Source organism: Bifidobacterium sp. UMB1197, assembly GCF_030217745.1.
Lineage (GTDB): Bacteria > Actinomycetota > Actinomycetes > Actinomycetales > Bifidobacteriaceae > Bifidobacterium > Bifidobacterium vaginale_B.
This window is the reverse complement of the sequence record NZ_JASOOL010000010.1, coordinates 24,283-47,734: the sequence shown is the minus strand read 5'-3', so window position 1 is coordinate 47,734 and position 23,452 is coordinate 24,283. Positions and strand designations below refer to the sequence as shown.

General features: G+C 49.4%; 19 protein-coding genes and 5 tRNA genes. 19 read left to right on the top strand and 5 right to left on the bottom strand.

The genetic code is table 11. The annotated features are described in order from the left end of the window. Positions 1-289: 289 nt before the first annotated feature. A tRNA-Ser gene (locus QP420_RS06020) sits at positions 290-374 on the bottom strand. 134 nt (positions 375-508) lie between these two features. Further along, complete coding sequence (locus QP420_RS06015; protein ID WP_481616842.1) at positions 509-1,270, bottom strand: Bax inhibitor-1/YccA family protein; 762 nt, start codon at positions 1,268-1,270, stop codon at positions 509-511. Positions 1,271-1,650: 380 nt separating this feature from the next. On the opposite strand from QP420_RS06015, the gene QP420_RS06010 reads away from it, so the two are divergent. The 18 genes from QP420_RS06010 to QP420_RS05925 all read left to right on the top strand — a co-directional run bounded on the left by QP420_RS06010 (position 1,651) and on the right by QP420_RS05925 (position 19,048). Further along, positions 1,651-1,723, top strand: a tRNA-Gly gene (locus QP420_RS06010). Between the two features lie 26 nt (positions 1,724-1,749). Continuing rightward, positions 1,750-1,820, top strand: a tRNA-Cys gene (locus QP420_RS06005). Positions 1,821-1,851: 31 nt separating this feature from the next. Beyond that, positions 1,852-1,923 (top strand) — tRNA-Val (locus QP420_RS06000). A 39-nt stretch (positions 1,924-1,962) separates the two neighbouring features. Then, positions 1,963-2,035, top strand: a tRNA-Val gene (locus QP420_RS05995). Positions 2,036-2,354: 319 nt separating this feature from the next. Next, on the top strand, positions 2,355-2,657 hold the full coding sequence (locus QP420_RS05990; protein ID WP_481616841.1) for an ACT domain-containing protein: 303 nt from the start codon (positions 2,355-2,357) through the stop codon (positions 2,655-2,657). A gap of 19 nt (positions 2,658-2,676) precedes the next feature. Beyond that, complete coding sequence (locus QP420_RS05985; RefSeq protein WP_481616840.1) at positions 2,677-4,041, top strand: DUF711 family protein; 1,365 nt, start codon at positions 2,677-2,679, stop codon at positions 4,039-4,041. A gap of 160 nt (positions 4,042-4,201) precedes the next feature. Then, complete coding sequence (locus tag QP420_RS05980) at positions 4,202-5,191, top strand: ribokinase (RefSeq protein WP_481616845.1); 990 nt, start codon at positions 4,202-4,204, stop codon at positions 5,189-5,191. Between the two features lie 68 nt (positions 5,192-5,259). Continuing rightward, on the top strand, positions 5,260-6,276 hold the full coding sequence (locus tag QP420_RS05975; protein ID WP_415689456.1) for a ribose-phosphate diphosphokinase: 1,017 nt from the start codon (positions 5,260-5,262) through the stop codon (positions 6,274-6,276). Between the two features lie 209 nt (positions 6,277-6,485). Further along, positions 6,486-6,782, top strand: a complete 297-nt coding sequence (gene rpsF, locus QP420_RS05970; protein ID WP_060786896.1) for a 30S ribosomal protein S6 — start codon at positions 6,486-6,488, stop codon at positions 6,780-6,782. A gap of 117 nt (positions 6,783-6,899) precedes the next feature. Then, positions 6,900-7,583, top strand: coding sequence for a single-stranded DNA-binding protein (gene ssb / locus QP420_RS05965; protein WP_481616839.1), 684 nt, complete (start codon positions 6,900-6,902; stop codon positions 7,581-7,583). Between the two features lie 187 nt (positions 7,584-7,770). After that, positions 7,771-8,019 carry a 30S ribosomal protein S18 gene (gene rpsR, locus QP420_RS05960; RefSeq protein ID WP_004105399.1) on the top strand — a complete coding sequence of 83 codons (249 nt, stop codon included), beginning with the start codon at positions 7,771-7,773 and terminating at the stop codon, positions 8,017-8,019. A 15-nt stretch (positions 8,020-8,034) separates the two neighbouring features. Then, positions 8,035-8,481 carry a 50S ribosomal protein L9 gene (gene rplI / locus QP420_RS05955; protein ID WP_004121179.1) on the top strand — a complete coding sequence of 149 codons (447 nt, stop codon included), beginning with the start codon at positions 8,035-8,037 and terminating at the stop codon, positions 8,479-8,481. Positions 8,482-9,387: 906 nt separating this feature from the next. Next, positions 9,388-10,416, top strand: a complete 1,029-nt coding sequence (mvk, locus tag QP420_RS05950; protein WP_481616838.1) for a mevalonate kinase — start codon at positions 9,388-9,390, stop codon at positions 10,414-10,416. 10 nt (positions 10,417-10,426) lie between these two features. Further along, positions 10,427-11,545 carry a diphosphomevalonate decarboxylase gene (gene mvaD, locus QP420_RS05945; RefSeq protein WP_481616837.1) on the top strand — a complete coding sequence of 373 codons (1,119 nt, stop codon included), beginning with the start codon at positions 10,427-10,429 and terminating at the stop codon, positions 11,543-11,545. Beyond that, complete coding sequence (gene fni, locus QP420_RS05940) at positions 11,538-14,036, top strand: type 2 isopentenyl-diphosphate Delta-isomerase (protein ID WP_481616836.1); 2,499 nt, start codon at positions 11,538-11,540, stop codon at positions 14,034-14,036. The genes mvaD and fni overlap by 8 nt, the downstream gene beginning before the upstream one ends. A gap of 539 nt (positions 14,037-14,575) precedes the next feature. Then, positions 14,576-14,770 (top strand): 50S ribosomal protein L28, encoded by a 195-nt coding sequence (gene rpmB / locus QP420_RS05935; protein WP_004105392.1) that lies wholly within the window; start codon positions 14,576-14,578, stop codon positions 14,768-14,770. Between the two features lie 576 nt (positions 14,771-15,346). After that, on the top strand, positions 15,347-17,791 hold the full coding sequence (locus QP420_RS05930) for an ATP-dependent DNA helicase RecG (protein WP_481616835.1): 2,445 nt from the start codon (positions 15,347-15,349) through the stop codon (positions 17,789-17,791). 108 nt (positions 17,792-17,899) lie between these two features. Then, positions 17,900-19,048, top strand: a complete 1,149-nt coding sequence (locus tag QP420_RS05925) for a PfkB family carbohydrate kinase (RefSeq protein WP_415696008.1) — start codon at positions 17,900-17,902, stop codon at positions 19,046-19,048. Positions 19,049-19,133: 85 nt separating this feature from the next. On the opposite strand, the gene uriT is transcribed toward QP420_RS05925, so the two are convergent. Together uriT and uriH are read right to left on the bottom strand one after the other, a co-directional pair. Next, positions 19,134-20,555, bottom strand: coding sequence for a uridine transporter UriT (gene uriT / locus QP420_RS05920; protein ID WP_481616834.1), 1,422 nt, complete (start codon positions 20,553-20,555; stop codon positions 19,134-19,136). A gap of 52 nt (positions 20,556-20,607) precedes the next feature. Further along, the gene (uriH, locus tag QP420_RS05915; RefSeq protein ID WP_060786919.1) at positions 20,608-21,555 is read right to left on the bottom strand and encodes a uridine-preferring nucleoside hydrolase UriH; all 948 of its coding nucleotides are present in this window, start codon (positions 21,553-21,555) and stop codon (positions 20,608-20,610) included. Between the two features lie 276 nt (positions 21,556-21,831). Between uriH and rsmD the strand changes: the two genes are divergently transcribed. Beyond that, positions 21,832-22,416 (top strand): 16S rRNA (guanine(966)-N(2))-methyltransferase RsmD, encoded by a 585-nt coding sequence (gene rsmD / locus QP420_RS05910; RefSeq protein WP_481616833.1) that lies wholly within the window; start codon positions 21,832-21,834, stop codon positions 22,414-22,416. A 172-nt stretch (positions 22,417-22,588) separates the two neighbouring features. On the opposite strand, the gene trmD is transcribed toward rsmD, so the two are convergent. Next, positions 22,589-23,428: a tRNA (guanosine(37)-N1)-methyltransferase TrmD gene (trmD, locus tag QP420_RS05905; RefSeq protein ID WP_481616832.1), complete on the bottom strand. Its 840-nt coding sequence runs from the start codon at positions 23,426-23,428 to the stop codon at positions 22,589-22,591. Positions 23,429-23,452 lie beyond the last annotated feature (24 nt).

Here is a 23,452-nt window from a genome sequence, read left to right as displayed (position 1 = left end):
CAGGGAAGTATCCACGCAGCGTGGATAGTGTGATTAAGTAAAAGGGATATGTGTCCAGAAAAAGGGGTACATATCATTGGGTCAAATGTGGTACAAAGTGCGGAGTTGTGTTCCGCGTTTTGTACGTGATTTGGGTCAAATTTGGTACAAAGTGCGGAGTTGTGTTCCGCGTTTTGTACGCGATTTGGGTTGATTTTGGTACAAAATGCGTCAACTTTTCCGCTTTTTGTTGTTATAGACGCAAGAGACGAAAAAAGGGTTTCTAGCGATTTGCTAGAAACCCTGCTTGCGGATGAGGCGAGATTCGAACTCGCGGTAGGTTTCCCTACAACGGTTTTCAAGACCGTCTCCTTAGACCGCTCGGACACCCATCCAGTTGTGCGTGCTACGCTATAAACGTAAAAAGTGCACAATCGCACATTTTACCATAATCCCTGGGAAAACTTGGGATAAGCGCGCGCCCGCACGAGTCGCGCATCATACTCGCGCCACACGAGCGCACAAATACCTAGTCGCGCCTATTTCCCAGCAACTCCAACAAGTAAACAAACATGTTGATGAAGTCCAAATAAAGATTAAACGCGCAAATAATTGAAACGCGCTTAATCATTTCTGGCTGATTGGCGTACGCTTCAAAAATCGCACGCGTTTTCTGCGCATCGTAAGCCGTAAGACCTGCAAAAATAAGCACCGCAATCGCCGCAATAAATCGCATAGTTCCAGCGCTTGGCGCAACAAACATAAGGATAACTTGGCTAACTACAAGCACGATAAGTGCAACCATAAGAATTGGGCCAGCCTTAAGCATATTCACTTTTGTAGTGAGCGCAAGCATGGTAAGGCATAGGAAGAATCCCGCAGTTAAAGCCAAAACCATTGCAATAGAGCCAAGACTAAACACTGTAAAAATCGTACTAAGCGTAAAGCCCGTAAGTGCCGAATACGCGTAAAAAAGCGCGCGCGCCGCCGCAACGCTCATCTTCATAATGCGCATTCCAAGCACAACAGCCAGTGCCACCTGCGCAATAACAATGCCGAAGAAGCCGAGCCTACCCGTAGCATACAAGTACGAATAAAGCGCGCCCGTGCTTTGCGTAAACATTGCAACAAGCGTTGTAACAATTAAGCCAACGGTCATTTCTGCATAAACGCGACGCACGCTCACGCGCTCGGCCTGCTCGCGCACATAAGTGGCCTGCGTGTCTACGATTGTTGGGTTTTGCGCGAAATCGCCAGCATAATTGCCGTTAAAATTTCCAAAATCTCCCATAAATCCTCCTAAAATTCTATAAGACCATATACAACTCTATACAACTCTATAAACCCTTGAAAATATGAGTATAGTACATTTGTACGAAATGCGCAAGAGTAAAAGATCAGCAACAAAAGTACGCGACGACCTGCCTGAGCGCGGCTAATCCGCGCGAGCAATTTCCCGAGAATGTTGTTCAAATTGGCATGTTGAGCTACAAAATCGGGAGGTTTTTCCCGAGAATGTTGTTAAAAATGGCAAAATCAGCTACAAAATCGGGAAAAATGATCGAGAATGTTGCTCGACACGCCAAATATGGATAGGACTTGCATTTGAAAATATTTAGGGTATAGTAGTTACTCGTGCTTCGAGCTGGCATTAGTTAGCGAGAATGCGTTGCGGACATAGCTTAGTTGGTAAAGCGCAACCTTGCCAAGGTTGAGACCGCGGGTTCGAGTCCCGTTGTCCGCTCTAGGTCTGGTGAGTTATCGGCCTGTGGTGGGTTAGCCAAGCGGTTAGGCAGCGGCCTGCAAAGCCGTATAGATGAGTTCGACTCTCGTACCCACCTCGATTGAGCGTGTTAGCTTAATAAACAACCTGGGCGGTTGGCGCAGTGGTAGCGCACTTCCCTGACACGGAAGGGGTCACAAGTTCGAACCTTGTATCGCCCACTCGAAAGGATTGCCTTTCACGCATAATTAAAAAATTTTGGGTGATTGGCGCAGCGGCTAGCGCACTTCCTTCACACGGAAGGGGTCATAGGTTCGATTCCTATATCACCCACAATATGTTTGTTTTCGCGGTATTTTACCGCGTTTTTTTTTTTATTCATTGTTGTTCGCATTGTAAATCAGCTCGCATCACGCTGCATCACGCTGCATCGCGTTGCATCACGCTGCATCACGCATAAGCGCCATCCAATCGCAACGAATTGTCGATTATACGCGGCGGGCAATAGTATAAATAAGGAGAAAATCGCGCGCGAATGGCGTATGGTGTATAGCATATAGACCCTCCGCCGCGCCGAAATATCGCCAATAAAGCCAATATAGCTAATAAGCCCATAGAGCCAATAAAGCTAATAGAGCCAATAGGAGTGATTATGAACACCACTAATCCCACTAATCATGATGAAAACAAAGCCGTAATCACCGTAGTGGGCAAAGACGCTGTAGGAATCATAGCTAAAGTCACGACTCACTTAGCAAACAGCAAAGCAAATATTTTAGATATATCTCAAACAATCGTCAACGGATTCTTTAACATGATGATGATTGTAGACGTAAACGAAATAAGCGTAGAATTTGGCGAACTGGCCGAAGAACTGGCAAAGCTGGGCGAGGGAATAGGCGTTAGCATACACTGCCAGCGCGCGGAAATCTTTACAAACATGCACAGAATCTAGGGATTAGTAGGAGAAGCCCATGCTAAACATTATGGAAGTGAGCGAAACAAACTCCATGATCGAGCAAGAAAAGCTCGACGTTAGAACCATAACAATGGGAATAAATCTGCTAGACTGCGCAGACGCAAGCGTGCAAAAAGTGTGCGAAAACGTATACAACAAGATTACGCGCCTTGCAAAAGACTTAGTCAGCACGGGATGCGCGATTGAGCGTGACTACGGAATTCCGATTGTAAACAAGCGCATAACCGTAACGCCAATAAGCCTTGTTGGTGCGGCCGCATGCAAAAGCCCAGACGACTTTGTGCAGATTGCGCACGCGCTAGATAGAGCGGCTAAAAAAGTTGGCGTAGACTTGATTGGTGGCTATTCCGCACTGCCCGCAAAATCCATGACCGCCGCCGATCGCATGCTTATAGAATCGCTGCCAAAAGCCTTGAGCGAGACGGATATTGTGTGCTCGAGCGCAAACGTTGGGTCCACGCGAACTGGAATCGACATGGATTGCGTTCAGCTGCTTGGGCGAGTAGTCAAGCAAATCGCGCGCGCCACTGCAGACCGCGACTCGTACGGATGCGTAAAATTCGTGGCATTTTGCAACGCTCCAGACGATAATCCGTTTATGGCAGGCGGATTCCACGGCGTAACCGAAGGAGACGCTGTAATAAACGTTGGCGTATCGGGGCCAGGCGTGGTTTCGCGCGCGCTAGACGAGGCGCGTGGCAAGGATTTTGCGTTCTTGTGCGAGACGATTAAGCGCACAGCTTTTAAGATTACGCGAGTCGGCCAGCTGGTTGCGCAAGAGGCGTCTAGAAGGCTTGGTGTGCCGTTTGGAATAATCGACTTGTCGCTTGCGCCAACCCCAGCCGTGGGAGATTCCGTAGGTGAAGTCCTAGAGAAAATCGGACTTTCTACTGTTGGCGCGCCTGGCACAACCGCCGCTCTTGCAATGCTTAATGATCAAGTTAAAAAGGGCGGAATAATGGCCAGCAGCTACGTTGGCGGGCTTTCTGGCGCGTTTATACCTGTTTCGGAAGACGCAAACATGATTGCTGCCGCAAAGTCTGGCTGCCTTAAAATAGAAAAGCTAGAAGCAATGACGTGCGTATGCTCGGTAGGCCTAGATATGATTGCGATTCCTGGAAGCACAACCGCCGCAACAATATCTGGAATGATTGCGGACGAGGCGGCAATTGGCATGATAAATCAAAAAACCACTGCCGTGCGCATAATCCCAGTGGAAGGCAAAGGCGTTGGGCAAATGGCCAATTTTGGCGGTTTAATGGGGTATGCTCCGATTATGCCAGTAAACACCGAAAGCTGCGAGGAGTTTGTTTCGCGCGGCGGGCGAATTCCAGCGCCTGTTCACAGCTTTAAGAATTAAGTCACGGTTTAATCACGATTTAAATTACGGTTTAAGTCACGGTTTAATTACGGCTTAAGTCACGGCTTAATTACGACTTTAATAACGACTTTAATCACAATTTAATAATGATTTACGAAAGGAAGTCATTATGGAACAGACCACGCCGCTAAGCAGCGAAATGCTTGCTAGTGCGCTAAAAAAGATAGGTGAATCAAGCAATCGCGTTGCAGTAGTAGGCTCCATGAACGCCGACTACACAATAGTTGCCGACCGCCTGCCAAATCCTGGAGAAACCGTAAACGGAAGCGATTTGCGCGTGCTGCCAGGCGGAAAATCGGGCAACCAGGCCGTTTCTGCCGCAAAAATCGGAGCAAACGTGCAAATGTTTGGCGCGGTAGGCAGCGACGAAAACGCAAAATTCCTGCTAAACACGCTGGAATCCGCTGGCGTAGATACGTGTAAAATCCTGCGCGTAGAAGGCGTAAAAAGCGGCGCAACCGTAATCACAGTAGACGCCAAAGGCGGCGAAAATACAATCGTTTACGCGCCAGGATCCAACGCAAAAGTGAGCGTGGAATATATTAGTCAAGACGATGTTAAGCAGGCGATTTGCAGCGCAAGCGTTTTAGGACTTTGCTTAGAAAGCCCAATGGAAACCGTAACGGCGGCCGCAAAAATCGCGCACGCGGCTGGCGTAAAAGTTTTGCTAAACAATTCGCCTTTTGTAAGCGAGCTTCCGCGCGAGTTGATTGAAAACGCAAGCATACTTCTTGTAAACGAGCACGAGATGGCGCAGCTGCTTAAAATTAGCGAGCCAGAAGACGGAAATTGGGACGATTTTGACTGGGATAATGCGGCGCGCGTTATGCACGAGTACGGCTTCGACGAGGCCGTTGTAACGCTTGGCGCAAAAGGCTCGGTTGTTTTAGACTACGCTGCGCAAGATGGCAAAAAGGTTGTGCGCATTTGCCCTCAGCGCGTTAAGGCAGTAGACACCACGGGCTGCGGAGACGCGTTTATGGGAACCGTTTTGGCAGCGCTCGCCGCTGGATTTAGCCTAGCGCAAAGCGCGCAAGTGGCAACTTACGTTTCGGCGTATGCGGCAATGGGATTTGGTGCGCAAAGCTCATACGGCAGCGCGCAGCAGGTGGTTCGTGCGTTTGAGTAGTGGCGCTGTATGCTGATAGACTAGATGCGTACGCGTTTTTTTACCGATTTTGCAATGGGAAGGCAGATATGTCAACAATTCTTGAAGGCACTCCAAAAAAGCAAATGATGCTGGTAACGGGTAGGGCGTACCCACAGCTTGCGGAAGAAACTGCAAGCTACCTTGGCATAGACGTGCTGGAAACAACTGCCTATGACTTTGCAAACGGGGAGATGTACGTGCGCTTTACGCAGCCAGTTAGAGGCGCGGACGTTTTTGTTTTGCAAGCGCACACCGATCCAATCAACAATTGGATTATGGAACAGCTGCTTATGGTGGATTCTTTAAGGCGAGCATCCGCGCGTAGCATAAACGTTGTGGCGCCTTTCTTTGGGTATTCGCGCCAAGACAAAAAGCATCAAGGTCGCGAGCCGATTACTGCGCGACTTATGTTTGATTTGTTCCGATCTGCTGGAGCTACTCGTATTTTGACTGTAGACATGCACGCGGCTCAAGAGCAGGGATTCTTCGACGGACCTGTGGATCACTTAACGGCTATGCCAGTTTTGATTGACTACGTTCGCAACACAATGAGCCTAGAAAACACTACGATTGTTTCGCCAGACGCTGGACGAATCAAGGTTTCGGAGCAGTGGGCTGCAAAGCTAGGCGGATTGCCGTTGGCGTTTATTCACAAAACGCGCGATACAACAAGGCCAAATCATGCGGAAGCGCACGGAATTATTGGCGATATTAGCGGTCGCGATTGCATTGTTGTAGACGATATGATTGACACGGCTGGCACGATTTGCGAAGCGGTGCGCACGCTTAAGGGGGCGGGTGCAAAATCCGTTACCTTGGTTGCCACTCACGCGCTGCTTTCGGGGCCTGCGGTAGAGCGACTTAAGAGTTGCGGTGCGCGCGAAATTATTTTAACGGATACGGTTCCTGTTCCAGAAGAAAAGCGCTTAGAAAACATGACGGTTCTTTCGATTGCGCCGCTTTTGGCTGCGGGAATTAGGTCTGTGTTTAGGTCTGGGTCGCTTGTTTCGCTTAGAAACGCGCTTCCAGAAGACATGAAGCATAGAAATATTTACGCTCATTAGTGTTGTTGATTAGCTGCGCGGCGGTGAGTCGCAAGCATGATGTAGAATTAATAGGTTGTTCGTAAAATTAAATATGCAAAAATATATTGCATGATTAGTGCATGATTATTGCGTAATAAATTGCGTAATAACCTTGATTTACGAACGATTTTGCAAACACACTCCTGCTGTGGAAAGCCCGCAGCCGAATAGTCCGAAGGAGGTGGGTGATGTCTGCACATAAGTATGAACTGATGTTCATTGCCGATCCAGAGCTTGATGAGCGTGGTCTTAAGAAGTTGACCGAGCAGTATCTTGAGCTTGTCACCAAAGAGGGCGGTTCCGTTGATGGTACCGACTATTGGGGTCGCCGTAAGCTTGCTTACGAGATTAATGGCAAGAACGAAGGTAACTACGTTGTAGTGAATTACACTGCTGAGCCAGCCCTTAGCGACGAGCTTGACCGTGTTTTGAATCTTAACGAATCCGTAGTCCGCACGAAGATTCTTCGCAAGGACGCAAAGTAAAGCAAAATAAAGCAAAGTAAAGTCAAAAAGTCAAAATCTAAGATATTCAAAATTATTTTGGATTTGCTCTAATTGTTCCAAAAAATTGTTCCAAGTCTTAATAGAAACGAGGCTACGATGGCTGGAGAAACTGTTATAACGGTGATTGGTAATTTGGCTAAAGAGCCAGAGACTGCTACCAGTTCCAACGGTAGCGTTAGAACGTCTTTTACGATTGTTTCTAATTCTTCTACTTTTGACCGAAGAACAAACAGCTACGTTAACGGCACGCCATTATCGCTTAGATGCGTTGCTTGGGGCGACTTGGCCGAGCATTGCGCGCAAACGCTTACAAAGGGAATGCGCGTTATTGTTCAGGGTAGGTTGCGTGCAAACAACTACGTTGATAAAAACAGCAACGAAAAGCGATACAGCATTGATTTGATGGTTGATGAGATTGGGCCATCCTTGCGATTTGCCACCGCTCAAGTTAATCGTTTGAGCTCTAAGGGCGGTTTTGCGGGGAATAATGGCGGATTTAATCAGGGTGCTGATTTTGGAGCGGGCGCGTCAATGGGCGCTGGCGCTGGAATGGCTGCTGGTGGATACACTGGTGGTTATGCTGGCGGCGCGAATTATGCGAATAGTGCGGCCGCTGGTGCGGGTGCTGGAGTTGGCGCTGGAATGCCTGCGCAAAATGGCGCTAATCAGGGCGTAAACGTTGAAGACCCGTGGAGCGCTTCGGCTCCTTCAAACGGCGGATTTGCAACGTTTGGAGCTAGCTCCGATTTTGGTGGAGCAGACGAAGAGCCAGAATTCTAGTTTGCTGTGCGGGCTAATGGCGTCTAGGCGCCGCTGCTTTAGGGCAGATAGCTTAGCAAATATGCTTAGTAAAATGGCTTATTGTTTGTAAAACTAATATCGGCAAAAATCTAAATACGACTTTACAATTAAAAACATCAGTTTAGCGTATAAACAAACGTTTAACGCATTTAAGAGAGGACATCCTATGTCACGTAAGAGGCCGCAACCACCGGTCAAGCCTTTTAAGAAGAAGCCAAATCCTTTAAAGGCTGCCAAGATTACTGAAATTGATTACAAGGACGTTGCTTTGTTGCGCAAGTTCGTTTCGGACCGCGGCAAGATTCGTTCCCGCCGTATTACTGGTGTAACCGTACAGGAACAGCGCAAGATCGCGAAGGCCGTTAAGAACGCTCGCGAGATGGCTTTGCTCCCATACGCCACCACTGGTCGCTGATTGAGAGGATAGAACATGGCAGAAACCAAGGTTATTCTCACCAAGACCGTTGCAAACTTGGGTCACTCGGGTGACGTTATTACTGTTAAGGCTGGTTACGCACGTAACTACTTGATTCCACAGGGCTTGGCCTTTGCGTGGAATAAGGGCGCTGCTTCCCAGATTGAAGCTATGCGTCGCGCACGCTTGGCTAAGGCTGTGGCCACTCGCGAAGAGGCCGTTGCAGCTAAGGCCGCAATTGAAGGCACTGTTGTAGAAATCGCCGCTAAGGTGAGCGAATCCGGCAAGCTCTTTGGTGGTGTTTCCGCCGATAAGATTGCTGCCGCTTTGGCGCCAAAGGCCGCTGTTGAAGCACGCGCTATTAGCGTTGCTGCAATCAAGACCACTGGCGAATTCCCAGCAACTGTGGCTCTTCACCCAGAAATCACTGCTTCCTTTACTGTTAAGGTTGTAGCTGAGTAGTTAAACGTGTTCCAGCTTCCCACGCGGGTTTTGCGGGTCTTGCTTGTGAATTCTTGCTTGTGAATTCTTGCTTGTGATTTTGCGGAATTTGCGATGGGAGGCAATCCATTTGGATTGATCTTAAGCATTAGCTCTGCGTGAGTTGTGGCGAGTTTTATTTGCTGCGACTTGCGCGGGGCTTTTTTCGTTTCCAAAATTGGCCAAAATGGGAACAAACGTGGGGGAGTGTTCTTGTGTTTGTTTCCCAAAACACCAAAAATGGGAACAAACGTGGGGAAAAAGAAACAAACGTGGGGGAGTGTTCTTGTGTTTGTTTCCCAAAACACCAAAAATGGGAACAAACGCGGGCAAAAGGGAACAAACGTGGGCGCAGCTAATCTGCGTGCGAGTCGACGATTTCGAGCTGCATAATGCGCGAGAAATCACCTCGACTCGCTGAGCCGCTCAGGCAGAAGCACTGCTTCTGCGCGGCGAAGACGTTCGCGCGCGTAGACCGCGCGAACGACGACCTATATTTCCGCTTTTTGTACGTGATTTAGGTCAAATTTGGTACAAAGTGCGGAGTTGTTTGACGGGTTTTGTACGTGATTTAGGTCAAATTTGGTACAAAGTGCGGAGTTGTTTGACGGGTTTTGTACGTGATTTAGGTCAAATTTGGTACAAAGTGCGGAGTTGTTTGACGGGTTTTGTACGTGATTTAGGCCAAATTTGGTACATTTTCGGGAAATGTGAATGTGTTGTGTGTGTATGCGGCAAATCGTGGTGTTAAATCGTTTTAGATACTAAATTATAAAAGTTGGGAAAATGTGACTAGCCTAACGCGAACGATTGCAGCGGCGAACGATTGCAGCGGCGACGATTGCAGTGGCGACGAGTGAGCCTGTAGAACATTGCAAAGGAGGATTAGTGAGCGAGTGCAGCGGTTTAGCAAGTGGCGTTGGCGAAACTTGCGCAAAAGTGATTCTTTTTGGCGAGCACTCGGTGGTTTACGGCTACAGCGCAGTGGCTATTCCGTTGAAGAATCTTAAGATGCGTGCCACAGTCAAGAGAGCAAACGCGCCAATCACATCAAACGCGTCGAACGCATCAATCGCATCGAACGCGTCGAACGTATCAATCACATCAATCGCGGATGAAAAAAACAGCATAACGCTTAAAGCACTGGATTTTTGCGGGCCATTGCAAAACGCGCCAAAGCGCTTGGACTCCGTTAAAACCGCGATTTATAAGGCTTTGCAATTTGTAAATTGGCGCGGCGAAGCGTTGCAGGTGGAAACAGCTTGCGATTTTCCGCCAGAGCGAGGATTGGGGTCATCGGCTGCGGCGGCAGGTGCCGTAATCCGCGCGATTCTAGATTTTTACTCGATTGAAGCCAGCGAGGACGAGCTGTTTGCGCTCACGCAAGAGGCGGAAAATGTTGCACATGGAAAGGCATCGGGATTAGACGCTAAGGCTACGGCTGCGGCGCGCGCGGTGCGATTTTTTGGCGGCGAATTTAGCAACATAAATATACGCATGCACGCGTGGCTTGTTTTGGCCGATTCGGGGTGCAAGGGGCAAACGCGCAACACGGTTGAAGCTTTGCGCAAAAAGCGCGATTTGAATCCGCATGAGGTTGATGCGCTTCTAGAGCAGCTTGGAAAAATCGCCATTAGCGCTGAGGGCGATTTAGAGCTTGGGCGGCCGCTGGAAATTGGGCTTAAGATGAGCCGCGCGCACGAGATTCTTGCGCAATTAGGCGTGAGCACGCCGCTTTTAGACGCGTTGGTTAGGGCCGCGTGCAAAGGCGGGGCTTTGGGGGCAAAGCTGACTGGCGGCGGCGGAGGCGGTTGCGTTATCGCGCTTGCGCAAAGCTGCGAGGATGCGCTTAAAGTAAAATTGGCGCTAGAGCGCGCGGGCGCTGTTAAAACGTGGATTGTGGAAATCGGCGGTTAGAAAGGTGATTGTGGAAAACGTTGAAATTGAGCCAAAAATAGCGTTTGACGAGTCGATGCAAACGCATTGCGCAATCGCGGAAGCAAACGCAAACATTGCGCTAATCAAGTATTGGGGAAAGCGCGATGAGCAGCTGATTTTGCCGTATGCGTCTTCCTTATCTTTGACTTTGGGCGGATTTTCAACGAAAACCAGCGTGCACTTTGATGATTCTCTAGCAGACGACTCCGTTTGCTTAAACGATGTAGAGCTTAGCGGCGATTTGCTGCAAAGCAATGAACGCGCGCGAATCGTAAGAATGCTGGACATGGTGCGAAAAATGGCTGGAACGAGCCGCAAAGCGCGAGTCGTAAGCAAAAACACGGTTCCAACGGCGGCGGGCCTTGCGTCTAGCGCCTCGGGTTTTGCGGCGCTGGCGGCGGCGGCATCTTATGCGGCTGGTCTTAAGCTAAACGCGCGCGAACTTTCGATTTTGGCGCGCAAAGGGTCGGGCTCGGCATGCAGGTCGATTTATGGCGGATTGGTGCTGTGGAACGCAGGCGAGAGTAGCGAAACAAGCTACGCGGAGCCAATCGAATTGCCAAAAGATTTGAGCCTTGCAATGGTGGCCGTTGTTTTAAATCCTAACAAAAAGAAGATTTCCAGCCGCGTTGCAATGCGGCAAACTGTTGAAACATCGCCGCTTTACAAAAGTTGGATTAAAAGCTGCGAGGATGACCTTAAAACGGCTTTGCAAGCGATTAAAAACTGCGATTTAGAGGCGTTGGGCGAGGTTTCGCAGCGAAATGCTTTGGGAATGCATGCGGCGATGCGCGCGGCCAATCCCAGCGTTGATTACCTTAGCGAAGAAACGCACGCCGTGCTTAGAGTTGTGCGGCAAATGCGCGGCGAGGGGTGGCCTGTTTGGGCTACAATGGACGCGGGTCCGAATGTTAAGGTTTTAACTAGCGCGGGCAAGGCTTTGAGCGTTAAAAACGAGTTAAGACAGCGGGTTTTGCAGGAGATTGCGCAATCGCGGGGTTCGCTGGCGGCGTCGGGTTCCGACTCTGCGCAATCCAATCCGCAGTTTGTTATTGCGCGAGCGGGCGGTGCGGTTAGCGTGACGGCGTACGGAGAAAATCATGACTAAATTTCAAGCGGAAGCTCCTGGAAAGCTTTATATTGCAGGCGAATACGCTGTTGTAGATGGAAAAGCTGCGATTGTTGCAGCCGTGAATCGATATGTAAAAGTTACGGTTGACGCGGCTGGAGCTTGCGATTTTCCTTGCGATTTTTCTGAAGATGCCGACTGCGGCAGGAATTTTTACGGCAGGAATTTTTACGGAAAAATTGCGTGTGAGGATAAAAACTTTGAGCCGCTGTATTGGAGGTTTGACGAAGCACGTTTTGGCGGCATGCGTTTTGGCGGCATGCGTTTTGGCGGCAACAGCAGGGAATTTATTTTAGATAAAAGTTGCGGATGTGGCTTTGATTCCCGCGCGGATGCTTGCGATTTGCCCGCGGAAGAATCGCAAGCAACCAACGATTTGCCAGCGCAAACTAATGTAGAAAAAATTAAAAAATACTACGCGTATGTGATTTCCGCAATGAACGTAGTAGATGAATATGCGCGCGAGATGGGCGTGTTGGGCGCGGCGGGAGCGCAAGGCTTAAAGGGCGGCGCGCGCGAATACAACGTACGCATTGAAAGCGATTTAGACGATAAAAAAACGGGCAAAAAATACGGTCTCGGCTCTTCGGCGGCCGTAACGGTGGCGGCTGTTCGCGCGCTGTGCGAATGGTACGGGTTGACGATTGCAACGCCAGAACTGTGCAAATTGGCCATAATCGCATCGTCGCTAGTAAAAAAGTCAGGAAGCGGCGGAGATGTGGCTGCAAGCGCATACGGCGGGTGGGTATTATACCGCGCATACAATCGCGAATGGCTTAAAGCAGAAGTGGAAATGATTGAAAGCGGCGACTCCAGCTTGTGCGAGTTGCTGCAAAGAAAATGGCCGCGATTTGAAGTAAAACGATTAAAAGTGGGCGGTGGCTTGCGACTTTTAGTTGGGTGGACGGGGAGCCCTGCCAGCAGCGCGGAGCTTGTTGGAAGCGTGAAGGCTGGGGTGAAGGCTGGCGCAGCGTCTGGCGCAAATTCTGGCGATTCAGCCGCGCGCGAGCACGCTAAAACACATGCCAAAACATACGAAGATTTTTGTGCGCAAAGCGAAAAATGCGTGCAAAAAATCGCAAAAAGCCTAGAAAATGGGGATTTTAACGCGTTATTAAGCGGATTTGCGCAAAATCGAACGCTGCTAAAAGATCTTGGCGAAATAACGGGAACGCTAATCGAAACGTCAAAACTTACGCGGCTAATAGAGGCTGCAAATTGCGCAGGATTGCCAGCAAAAACAAGCGGCGCAGGCGGAGGAGATTGCGGAATCGCGATTGCGCGCTCGCAAGATTTTGATGCAGTGGCTAATCGCATTAAAAGCGAATGGCAAAAAAACGGGATTGAGGCGCTTGGGTTGCAAGTGGCGGAATTTGATGAAAATCGCGATTCTTCGCTTATCGAGCAGCGCAAAAACGATCACATAAAACTTGCGTGCAAACAATATAAATCGCGCGCGGATGCTGGGTTTGAAGCAGTGCGATTTATTCCAAACGCGTTGCCGCAGCTTGCGTTAAGCGACGTAGATACAAGCGTGAGCGTGCTTGGTGCCGCCGAAAAATGGGCTGCTCCGCTGTACATTAACGCAATGACGGGTGGCAGCAAAAATGGCGAAAATATAAACGCGTCGCTAGCTAGAGTGGCGGCAAAAACTGGCGTGGCAATGGCGTGTGGGTCGCTAAGCGCGGCGCTTAAAAATCCGCAGCTTGCGGGAACATTTAGCGTGATTAGACGCTTTAATCCGCGCGGATTTGTGATGGCGAATGTGAGCGCGGGAGCCGCCGCTGAGCAGGCGATTAAAGCCGTGGAAATTTTGCAGGCAAACGCGTTGCAAATCCACCTTAATGCGGCGCAAGAGCTGGTTATGAGCGAAGGCGACCGCGATTTTAGCGCGTGGCTTAGCAATATTGAGGCCATTGTGAGCGCGCTTGATTCAATGAAAGTGCCAGTTGTTGTTAAGGAAACTGGCTGCGGAATGAGCGCGCGTGATGTGTTGCGCCTGCAAAATGTTGGCGTGCGCGCGGTGGACGTTGGCGGGCGCGGCGGCACGAATTTTGTTGCGATTGAGAATGCAAGGCGCGGGGGCGGGCGCAGCTACGAGTTTCTTGATTCTTGGGGGCTTACCACTGTTGAGTCGTTGCTGGATATAGCGCGATGCGATGAGATTTTGTGCGATTCTGGCGATTCTTGCGATTCTTACGACTCTGCGCAAATGCAAGTGTTTGCAAGCGGAGGAGTGCGTACGCCGCTTGATGTTGTGCGCGCGCTTAAGCTTGGGGCAAGCGCAGTTGGAGTTGCGGGCGAGTTCTTGCATACGCTCACTTGCGGCGGTATGGATGCGCTTGTTGAGCAGATTGAGGATTGGAAGACGCAGATTCGCGTGATTATGGCGCTGCTTGGATGCAGAAATATTGCCGACTTGCGCAAAAATTCGCGCATCTTGATCGATGGCAAGCCGTTCGCGCTGTAACTGAACTTTATTGTTGCGCGATTTCCTATTTGGTGTTGTAGGAGGGCTGGGTGTTTCTTGTCTCACAACGCTCCGCCTATTACGTGTAGTCTGTTGTTGCGGTTGTTCCGATTTGGCTTTGATTTTGTTTTTGTGTTGAAGTTTGTTTGTAGGGTGAGTCATTGGATTATTTGGTATCGGCTGCCGCTCTTATACTGTTCGACCAAGAATCACCCAGCCCTCTTGCGTGCTTGAACAATTGTGTATCGCTAATCGCCTGAGATTCTCGATTTTTCTTGCTCTCTCGGCGAGTCACCACCTTCGGCGCTGAGGCTCACCTCGTTCACGGCGAAAAATCTCGAATCTCTACCGCACTTTGCGGAATTTTAAGCGTTATACCAACTCGTTCACGCTGTAATGTCGGGCGTAGTGATATACTTGTGTAGTTGTGCGTTCAGGCATGCCTGTTTGTTTGTGCGATTTAACATTGGTTAGTTGCATTTGGATTGGCGTGAGTGAGCGACGCAAGACTTGCAAGTCAAAGAAAATAGGAGTCCATTATGGCAGCTCGTTGCGCAGTATGTGGCAAGGGACCGCAGACCGGTTTCAGCGTTTCACATTCGCACATTCGCAATAAGCGCACCTTCCGCCCGAACCTTCAGCCGGTTCGCACCACCATTGATGGCGAAAACGTTCGCCTTCGTGTGTGCGTAAAATGCATTAAGGCAGGCAAGGTTCAGCGCGTTGAGGCGTGAATCGCGTGTTAAATGTAAGGCCCTGAGCAGTGCTCGGGGCTTTTTTGTTAGCGAATTGACTTACATGAGCGCTTAGACCGCGCGAGCGATATTTCCGCTTTTTGTACGTGTTTTTGGTCGAATTTGGTACAAAAGCGCGAATCGACTTGCATGGGCGCTTTGACTGAGCTTGAAATTGCATAATGCATTTCAAGCTCCTTCAAAGCGTGATTTGGCTCAAATGTAAAGTCCAGTGGACTTTACATGCCAAATCAGCCGAGCGGCTACTAATAGCCGTGAGGAAAAGCGTAGCGAGCGATATTTCCGCTTTTTGTACGTGTTTTTGGTCGAATTTGGTACAAAAGCGCGAATCGACTTGCATGAGCGCTTAGAGCGTAGCGCGCGAATGCACTTCGATTCGCTGAGCTTGCTCAGGTTGAAAGCACGGTGTGCTTTCAACGCAAGCGAAGACGTGAGCGCGGCTAATCCGCGCGAACGAAACGCTTCATCCGCTGCGAAAAATCTCGAATCTCCACCTCACTTGCGCTCCGACCTGCCTGAGCGCTTAAATCGTAGCGCGACGATTATAATCGAAGTATGGCCGCATCCGTAACACTAAACACACCAATATCATCCTTAGTAGGCAACAAGCGCCGCGTATCTGCCCTAAAATCGCTAGGCGTAGTCACGGTAAAAGACGCGCTAACGTACTACCCGTTTAGAGTCACGAATCCGCTAAAACCTGCGCATTTAAGCCAAATTTTGCCTGGTCAAGAAGTGGCGTTTTGCGCGGTTATACAGTCCATAAACTTGGTGCAAATGGCCGCGCGGCGAGGGTATCGCCTAGACGTAAACGTTGCGCAAGATGCGGCGCGCGCTCAAATCGTCTATTTTTCAAAAAACAGGCAATACGCGCAATGGGTTAGCAGCCGCATGAGCGTTGGTCAAACCGTTGTTGTGGGCGGGGTGAGCGGCGCGTTTAATGGCGTTTTGCAATTCACGCATCCGCAAGTTATAAGCGTTTTGGCGGCGGGTAGCGATGGTGAGAAGTCTAGCGATGGTGAGAAGTCTATCAACGATGAGAAGTCTAGCGCGTCTGGCGATTTTGTTGCGCAAAGCGTTGATGAAGCGATGGAAAGACTTTGCGCTCCGCAGCCGATTTACCACGCAAATTCACGCATTTCTAGCGACCACATTCACGAGACGATTTTAGGATTATTGCGACTTTTTAAGAGCTGCGATAGTGGCGATTTTGCGCCCGAGTCTTTGCCTGAGTCCTTGCCCGAGTCTTTGCCAGAGTCCTTGCCTGAATCCCTGCCAGACATTCTCCCGCAATCCGTAATCGCAAGTAAAAATCTTATGCACCGCGCGGCGGCGTTTGAGTCAATCCACAATCCGCAAACCAAAGAGGATTTTGCGCGCGCAATCAACACAATGCGCTTTGAAGAGGCGTTTATATCTCAAATCGCCGTTTTGCAATCGCGCGAGAACTCGCTTAACGGATCCGCCTACGCGTGCGACAATGGCGTTTTAAGGCAACAGTTTGAAGCCAGCTTGCCATTTGCGTTGACGGAAGGCCAAAAAAACGTTATTGGCGAGATTACGGAAGATATGCAAGATGCGCAAGATGAATCGCAAGCAACCGCGCCATCAGGTGAATCGCCAGCAACCGCAGAATCCCCACTAAAACCAATGCGTCGTCTTTTGCAAGGCGAAGTGGGCTCTGGAAAGACGGTTGTGGCAATGAGCGCAATGCTTCAAGCTGTTGGTTCGGGCCACCAAGCGGTGCTTGTTGCGCCAACTCAAGTTCTGGCCCAGCAGCACGCTGAAAATCTTCGCAAAATGATTGAGCGCGCGGGCATAAGCGTTGAAATTACGCTTGTGACGGGCGGAATGAAGCTGGCGGATCGAAGAAGAGCGCTGGCAAAAGTGGCAAGCGGCGAGCCTTCAATTATTGTGGCCACTCATGCCGCATTTTCCGCCAGTTTTAAGCCCACAAACCTTGCGCTGGCTATAATCGACGAGCAACACAGATTTGGCGTTGAGCAGCGCGATTCGCTTATACGCAAAATGAGCAATAATGCGGATGTTCATCTTCTTGTTATGACGGCCACGCCGATCCCTAGATCTGCTGCAATGACTTGGTTTGGCGATTTAGACGCGTCTTACTTAACGGAGCTTCCAGGCGGCCGCAAGCCGATTCGCACGTTTGTTATAAACGAGCTGGACTTTGCAAAAATGGCCGCAATGTTTAGCCACATTCGCTCCAGAATTGACGCGGGGGAGCGCGCGTACATTGTTTGTGCGCGAATAGACGATGATGATAATGGCGATAATGGCGATAATGGCGACTCTGCGGCTGCTTTCGACTTTTCCGCGTATTCATCTAATTCATTAAACAACGCACAATCTAACGCACAACCCAACGCACCAATACACACAGTATCGCAAATTTTAGCCCGCCTTAAAAATCTTCCTCAATTTAGTGGCGTCAATTTTGCCGAGCTTACAGGCCGCACAAGCGACGAGGAAAAGCGCAGTATTATGCGCGATTTTGAAAGCGGCAAAGTGCAAATTTTGGTTTCTACAACCGTAATCGAAGTTGGCGTAGACGTTGCAAAAGCCAGTTGCATAGTGATTTTTAACGCCGATCGCTTTGGCCTTGCGCAGCTTCATCAGCTTAGAGGCAGAGTTGGTAGAGCAGGCACGCAATCATGGGCCTTTTTGGTATCTGCAGTTCAAGACAACGAGTTGGCGGCAGCGCGCTTGCAGGTTGTAGAAGAATCGCTAGACGGCTTTGTGATTGCGCAAAAAGACTTGGAGCTTAGAAACGCTGGAGACGTTTTAGGAGACAGTCAATCTGGCGGAAAATCAAGCTTAAAGCTGCTTAGAGTTGTTAAAGACGCGCATATTATTGCAGACGCAAGGCAATGCGCAACTTCGATTCTTGCAAGCGACCCAACTTTGCAAAATCACACGCAACTTGCTGGGGCGGTTTTAGACTTTACTCGTGGAAGCAGCACGGCAATTTTGAGCAATTAGAAGAAAATCGCGAAGAAAATCGCACAATTTTTTACAATTTACGTGCGAAAAAGACAATTTTTGAATATTCTAGAAGTATAAGGTAAAAACGCGAGAGACGAGGCAAAGATGACTGAACGCGAACAACAAATATTGTCGTGGATTCAGCAGAATCCTATGATTAGTCAGCAGGAGCTTGCAGATTTAGCTGGTATTACGCGATCGGGCGTGGCAGCGCACATTTCTAATTTGATTCGCAAAGGGTACCTTAGAGGCAAAGGTTACATTGTTACGCCACCAAGCTACGTAACAGTAATCGGCGGAATAAGCATGGATGTTTTGGGAATCGCGTGCGGAGATCTTATGGACTACACGTCGAACGCTGCAAAGGTGCGTTACGCGCTTGGCGGAGTTGGGCGAAATATCGCAGTTGCTTTAGAGAGGATGAACACGCGCGCAAGCTTGGTCTCTGTGTACGGAGGCGACCACAATGGCGAGCTGTTTAAAATAGACGCATCCATAAACGGACTAGACATAGGCTACTCAAAGCAGCTGCCAGACGCCATGACAGCGTCTTATATGTATGTTGGAGACGCATCTGGGCAAAGGCTTTTGGCATTAGACGACATGAGCATCTACGACTACATGACGCCAGACTTTTTGCGCGAAAGAATATCAATCATAGAAAACGCAGACATTGTTGCACTAGACACCAACATCTCGCAAAAGTCGTTTGAATGGGTGTGCGATAACTACAGAAAGCCGATTATGGTTCGCGCAATAACGGATGCAAAAGCGCCGAGAATACTTTCGCGCCTAAATTGCATTGATACGCTTGTTTTAGACACGGCAGAATCGCAAGCGCTTACTGGAATTTGCGCTGTAGACGAAAGGTCAGCCGTGCAATGTGCAAAGGCTCTGCTTAAGCGCGGAGTTAAGCGCGTGTTTGTTAATTCGGGGCGTGAAGGCGTTGCGTATGGAATTCTTGGGGAAGGCATTGCGTTTTACCCTGTGCCTTTGCAGCGCGTACAAAGGATGATTGTTTCTAGAGGAAACGGATCCGAAGGCGCTAAGGCGGTTGGTAATGACAATGGTTCTAGCGATGCAGCCACAGCAGCCCTGATTTACGCTAGGTACAATCATTTTGATAACTCCAAGACAGGGCGATTTGCGGTGGCAGCTGCGGCGCTGAACACTGAGTCTGTTGAGGCGGTACATGAGGCAATGACGCCAGAACTTGTTGAGGAGCGAATGCAAAACATTCATGAGCGCGTTTGAGTGCTGACTGGCAAATATAAAAAGACCGCAGCTAAAAACTGCGGTCTTAGTTTATTCTGTTATTTTCTTGTGATTGATTAGTAAATCACTCGCAATCTTCTGGTTTAGGGATTAAGAACGAGCATGCAAACGCGAGCGCAAGCAACACAATTCCAGCAATCATCGAAGCAACGTAGCCAGTGGTTGCTCCAGCGTTCTGCGCAAAATTGGTCATAACAGCGTAGAGAATCGCAAAGCTCAATCCTGCTCCAAGGTTAAACGCACCAGCATTCATGCCAGGCAAATATCCAGGATTATCTTTAGGGGAAAGCACAATTCCAAGGCCGTTAAGCATAATGTTTGCAACGCCTGCGTAGCTAATTCCAAGCCACAAAGAAAGCACTACAAGCCCGCAGACAGAAGGCATCTCGGAGACGTACATTCCAAACACAACGCCAATAACGCTCACAAGGATTCCAGCGCGCAAAACGAGTCGGTATCCAAACTTTGCGGCGAGCATTCCAGCAACAGGGCCAAACACAAAGCCAATAATTGCGTACGGCGTAAGAGTTGCAAAGCTCACCACGCTTGCGCTCATTGCGGCTCCAGACTTAGCGTCTTGCGCAAGCTGAGGCACAACGCCATTCATGATTGCAAAAACGCCCGTCATTGTAAGAAGCGTGCAAGAAAGCAAGCCCCAAGTGCGGCGCTGGCTCATGTATTTTGTAGAAACAAGCGGAGCGGAGCTTTTGCCCTCTACGTTCCAGAAGATTACAAAGAAAACGATTGCAAGAACTACAAGAACCGCCACAAGAGTCAAGTTGGCGCCCGCAAGCTTGCCGATCTCGTTAATCGCAAGATATGCAGCCAAGAATGCAATGCCAAGCGTTACAACGCCAATCCAATCCATCTTAGGGGTGTCTTGTGCGTGCGATTCTTCGGTTTGGAATATAACCAAAAGAACTGCAATCACGCCGATTACAGCCATAGTCCAAAATACAGATCTAAAGCCAAAGTTGCCTGCGAGCCAGCCGCCTGCAAGTGCGTCAACGCCTGCAATTCCGCCGTTTACAGAGGTTAAAATTGCCATCAACTTTGCGTAACGTTTTTCTTCGCTAACGCGCACACGCAGCATAATCAAGCACATTGGTACAACAGGGCCGCTTGCACCCTGAAGGATTCGGCCAATCATAAGAACCGTAACGTTTGGCGCAATGGCACTAACAACGCAGCCTAAAATGGTTGAAACCAGAATGCCAGTAAGCACCTTTTTGCGGCCAACAAGGTCTGCCAAGCGCGGCAGGAATAGCGAAAACAGAGCCGCCGCCGTAAAGAACACGGTTTGTGTTAGCGCGATTTGCGTATCTGTTGTTTTAAGCTCGTGCGTCATAGTGGCAAGTGCTGGGGAGAGCATGGATGCGTTTAGCTGGAACGCAAAAATGGCCACTAGAAGTGCGGTCATAAGTGCTACGATTGAGCGCCCGCCCTTGTCTAACATGTGTGGAGCTGGAGATGAAACCTCAGTCATAATAACTCCTATTTGTTTGTTTTATATCTATTATTTGATGTCTATTGTTTTATTATTTGATTCCATCGATTCGCTTTAGAGCGTCGATAATCAAATCCCAGAACTTGTTAAAGTCAAGCTTAGTGGCCACTTGCGTGTGGCATTCGCTGGCTGATGGCTCTGGTCCGCGCAAATCTGCAACCGTCATTCCAAGCGTTAAATCGCCTTTAATTTCAACGTCTAGAGGGCATCTGCGGGTCTGCACAACGCTGTGATCAATCAAGTATGCAACCGTGCATGGATCGTGTACAGGCGGGTCAATAAAATCTTGATTATTTTGGTACGCCTTGCGGAAGAAGTCCATCAAACCGCTTGCAAAAGCCGAAAGAGGCGTGCCGATTGCGTCGATTTTGGCCTGCACTTGCGGCGTGCAAAGCGCCTGATGCGTTAAATCCAGACCAACCATTGTAATAGGCCAATCTTCGTTAAACACAACGTGAGCCGCTTCTGGATCCGTCTTAATGTTAAATTCTGCGACCGCGCTCCAATTGCCAACGTGATAGCCGCCGCCCATAAGCACAACCTCTTTAACGCGGCTAACGATTCGCGGCTCCATGCGCACCGCCATTGCGATGTTTGTAAGTGGGCCAGTTGGAACAAGGGTAATTGTGCCTGGCTCGCTGTTCATAATCGTGTTAACAATCCAGTTTACGGCGTGGCCTTCGTCTAATGGGCGAGTTGGCTTTGGAAGCGTTACTCCGTCTAGGCCAGTTTCGCCGTGCACAGCGGCGGCCACTTCTAGCGGGCGAATCATTGGGCGATCGCAGCCTGCGTGAACTGGAATGTTTGTTGCGTGAGCCATTTCTAGCGTTGCTCGCGCGTTGTACGTTACTTTTTCTAGGCTCTGATTGCCGCCGACTGTTGTTACGCCAAGCAAATCAATGTTTGGGTTGCCAAGCGCTAGCAGAATTGCCATAGCGTCGTCGTGGCCAGGGTCGCAATCTAAAATGATTGAAGTCATTTTTGTTCCTTGTTGCTTGATGGTTTTTGTTTGTTTTTGTTGTTTGTTGTTTGTTGTTTGTTTTTATTTTATGCGTAGGTCGTTTGCAAACATCATTGTTTAGCTGTGGCTAGGGGTAAATCGCCAGAAACCAGTGCTAAGCAACATTTGTTTATGTTTATAAACAAATGGCCAATACAATTTTAGCAGGGATAAAATTTGACACAAGTCAAAGTGGTTACGCAAATCAAAATTGCAATCGTAAGTCAAAGTGATTTAAAATGATATGCTTAAAACATGCACGTAATTGCAGGAAGATTTAAAGGCACGCCATTATGCGCCGCAAAGTCATGTACAAGACCCACAACAGACCGTACAAAAGAGGCGATTTTTTCTAGACTCGACTCGTGGGGAGTGTGCGAGGGAGCGCGCGTACTCGACTTATTCGCTGGAACCGCGGCGTTGGGAGTAGAGGCGATTTCTAGGGGCGCAAACGAGCTGGTGTGTGTAGAGGCGAACGCGGCCGCGGCGGCGCTAATTGCAAAAACCGTTAAAGTGCTAGAAAGTCAAAGCGCGTGGAGCCAGGATTTAAGCGTGCGCGTAAATAAAAAGCGCGCGGAGCAGTTTGTGCAAGATTACAGCGGCGAGGCGTTTGGGCTGGTGTTTGTGGATCCGCCGTACGCGTTGGAGACGGCGCAAGTTGAGCGGCTGATTGAAAACATGGTTAGCAATGGCGTTGTAAGCGAGGCGGCAGATACGCTGATTGTTTTGGAGCGTAGTGCGCGCAGTGTTGCGCCTAAGATTTGCGCGGGGTGGGAGATTTTCGACACGCGCAACTATGGCGAAACTGCCGTGATGTTTATTCAAGCTACTACGCATTGACCTTCTACGCATTGATTTTTATTTTCGTTTATGCTTTGCCAAGCTAGGTAGAGATTCGAGATTTTTCGTTCGCGCGGTCTAAGCGCGCGAACGTCTTCGCCGCACAGAAGCAGTGCTTCTGTTTTGAGCGGCTCAGCGCGCCAAATTGCCTTCGCGCGCTACGCTTTAAGCGCTACGGCAGGTTGGCGCGCGTCGGCGAATCGCCAGAAACCTCCCATCCAAGGCTAAGCAGTGTTTTTCTATCTTGCTTGCTAAGCGATTTGCAATCAAGCTTCTCAATCAAATCTGGTCTGATTTGGCTTGTGCGCGCCAACGCATCGTCTCTGCGGAAGCGATCCACCTTAGCGTGGTCGCCCGAAGTAAGAATCGCAGGCACGCTAAGGCCGCGCCAAGTTGTTGGCCGCGTGTACTGGTGATGCTCAAGAATCGCGTCCGCGCCCGTATACGACTCTTCCACAATCGACTCGGGGTTGCCCATAAAGCCTGGAATCAAGCGCGTAATGGCCTCTACCATAACACTAACAGCCACTTCGCCGCCGTTCAGAACGTAGTCGCCAATCGAGTACTCGCGCACGTCTACGCCGCGTGATTTGTAGTATTCGGGGATTCGCGCGTCGTAGCCTTCGTAGCGGCCGCATCCAAACACGAGTCGCTTGGCGTTTGCTAGCTGCGTTGCGTCTTTTTGAGAAAACAGTGGGGCAGAAGGATTTGGGAAGATTAGAACTGTGCCGTTATCAATGCTGTTATTTGCGATATTATCGCCATTATCTGCGTCATTATTGCCACTAAAAAGCAGCTCATCCAGGCACTCCGCCCACACTTCTGGCTTCATCACCATTCCCGCGCCGCCGCCAACTGGCGTGTCATCAACCGACTGATGAACGTCGTGCGTCCATTTTCTAAGATTATACGCGTTGATTTTAAGCAGGCCGTTATCTTGCGCTTTGCCGAGCAAACTCAGATCGAGCATGCGAAAATATTCTGGAAATACGGAGATTATGTCGATTTGCATTTTAAAGCCTTTAAGCGTAAATCC

Bases quoted from the DNA above. Each gene is read 5' to 3' on its own strand.
- rpsR (WP_004105399.1), top strand. From the start codon at position 7,771: ATGTCACGTAAGAGGCCGCAACCACCGGTCAAGCCTTTTAAGAAGAAG.
- ssb (WP_481616839.1), top strand. From the start codon at position 6,900: ATGGCTGGAGAAACTGTTATAACGGTGATTGGTAATTTGGCTAAAGAG.
- rpmB (WP_004105392.1), top strand. From the start codon at position 14,576: ATGGCAGCTCGTTGCGCAGTATGTGGCAAGGGACCGCAGACCGGTTTC.
- trmD (WP_481616832.1), bottom strand. From the start codon at position 23,428: ATGCAAATCGACATAATCTCCGTATTTCCAGAATATTTTCGCATGCTC.
- QP420_RS05975 (WP_415689456.1), top strand. From the start codon at position 5,260: ATGTCAACAATTCTTGAAGGCACTCCAAAAAAGCAAATGATGCTGGTA.
- QP420_RS05985 (WP_481616840.1), top strand. From the start codon at position 2,677: ATGCTAAACATTATGGAAGTGAGCGAAACAAACTCCATGATCGAGCAA.
- QP420_RS05925 (WP_415696008.1), top strand. From the start codon at position 17,900: ATGACTGAACGCGAACAACAAATATTGTCGTGGATTCAGCAGAATCCT.
- rplI (WP_004121179.1), top strand. From the start codon at position 8,035: ATGGCAGAAACCAAGGTTATTCTCACCAAGACCGTTGCAAACTTGGGT.
- uriT (WP_481616834.1), bottom strand. From the start codon at position 20,555: ATGACTGAGGTTTCATCTCCAGCTCCACACATGTTAGACAAGGGCGGG.
- fni (WP_481616836.1), top strand. From the start codon at position 11,538: ATGACTAAATTTCAAGCGGAAGCTCCTGGAAAGCTTTATATTGCAGGC.
- QP420_RS05990 (WP_481616841.1), top strand. From the start codon at position 2,355: ATGAACACCACTAATCCCACTAATCATGATGAAAACAAAGCCGTAATC.
- QP420_RS05930 (WP_481616835.1), top strand. From the start codon at position 15,347: ATGGCCGCATCCGTAACACTAAACACACCAATATCATCCTTAGTAGGC.
- QP420_RS06015 (WP_481616842.1), bottom strand. From the start codon at position 1,270: ATGGGAGATTTTGGAAATTTTAACGGCAATTATGCTGGCGATTTCGCG.
- rsmD (WP_481616833.1), top strand. From the start codon at position 21,832: ATGCACGTAATTGCAGGAAGATTTAAAGGCACGCCATTATGCGCCGCA.
- uriH (WP_060786919.1), bottom strand. From the start codon at position 21,555: ATGACTTCAATCATTTTAGATTGCGACCCTGGCCACGACGACGCTATG.
- QP420_RS05980 (WP_481616845.1), top strand. From the start codon at position 4,202: ATGCTTGCTAGTGCGCTAAAAAAGATAGGTGAATCAAGCAATCGCGTT.
- rpsF (WP_060786896.1), top strand. From the start codon at position 6,486: ATGTCTGCACATAAGTATGAACTGATGTTCATTGCCGATCCAGAGCTT.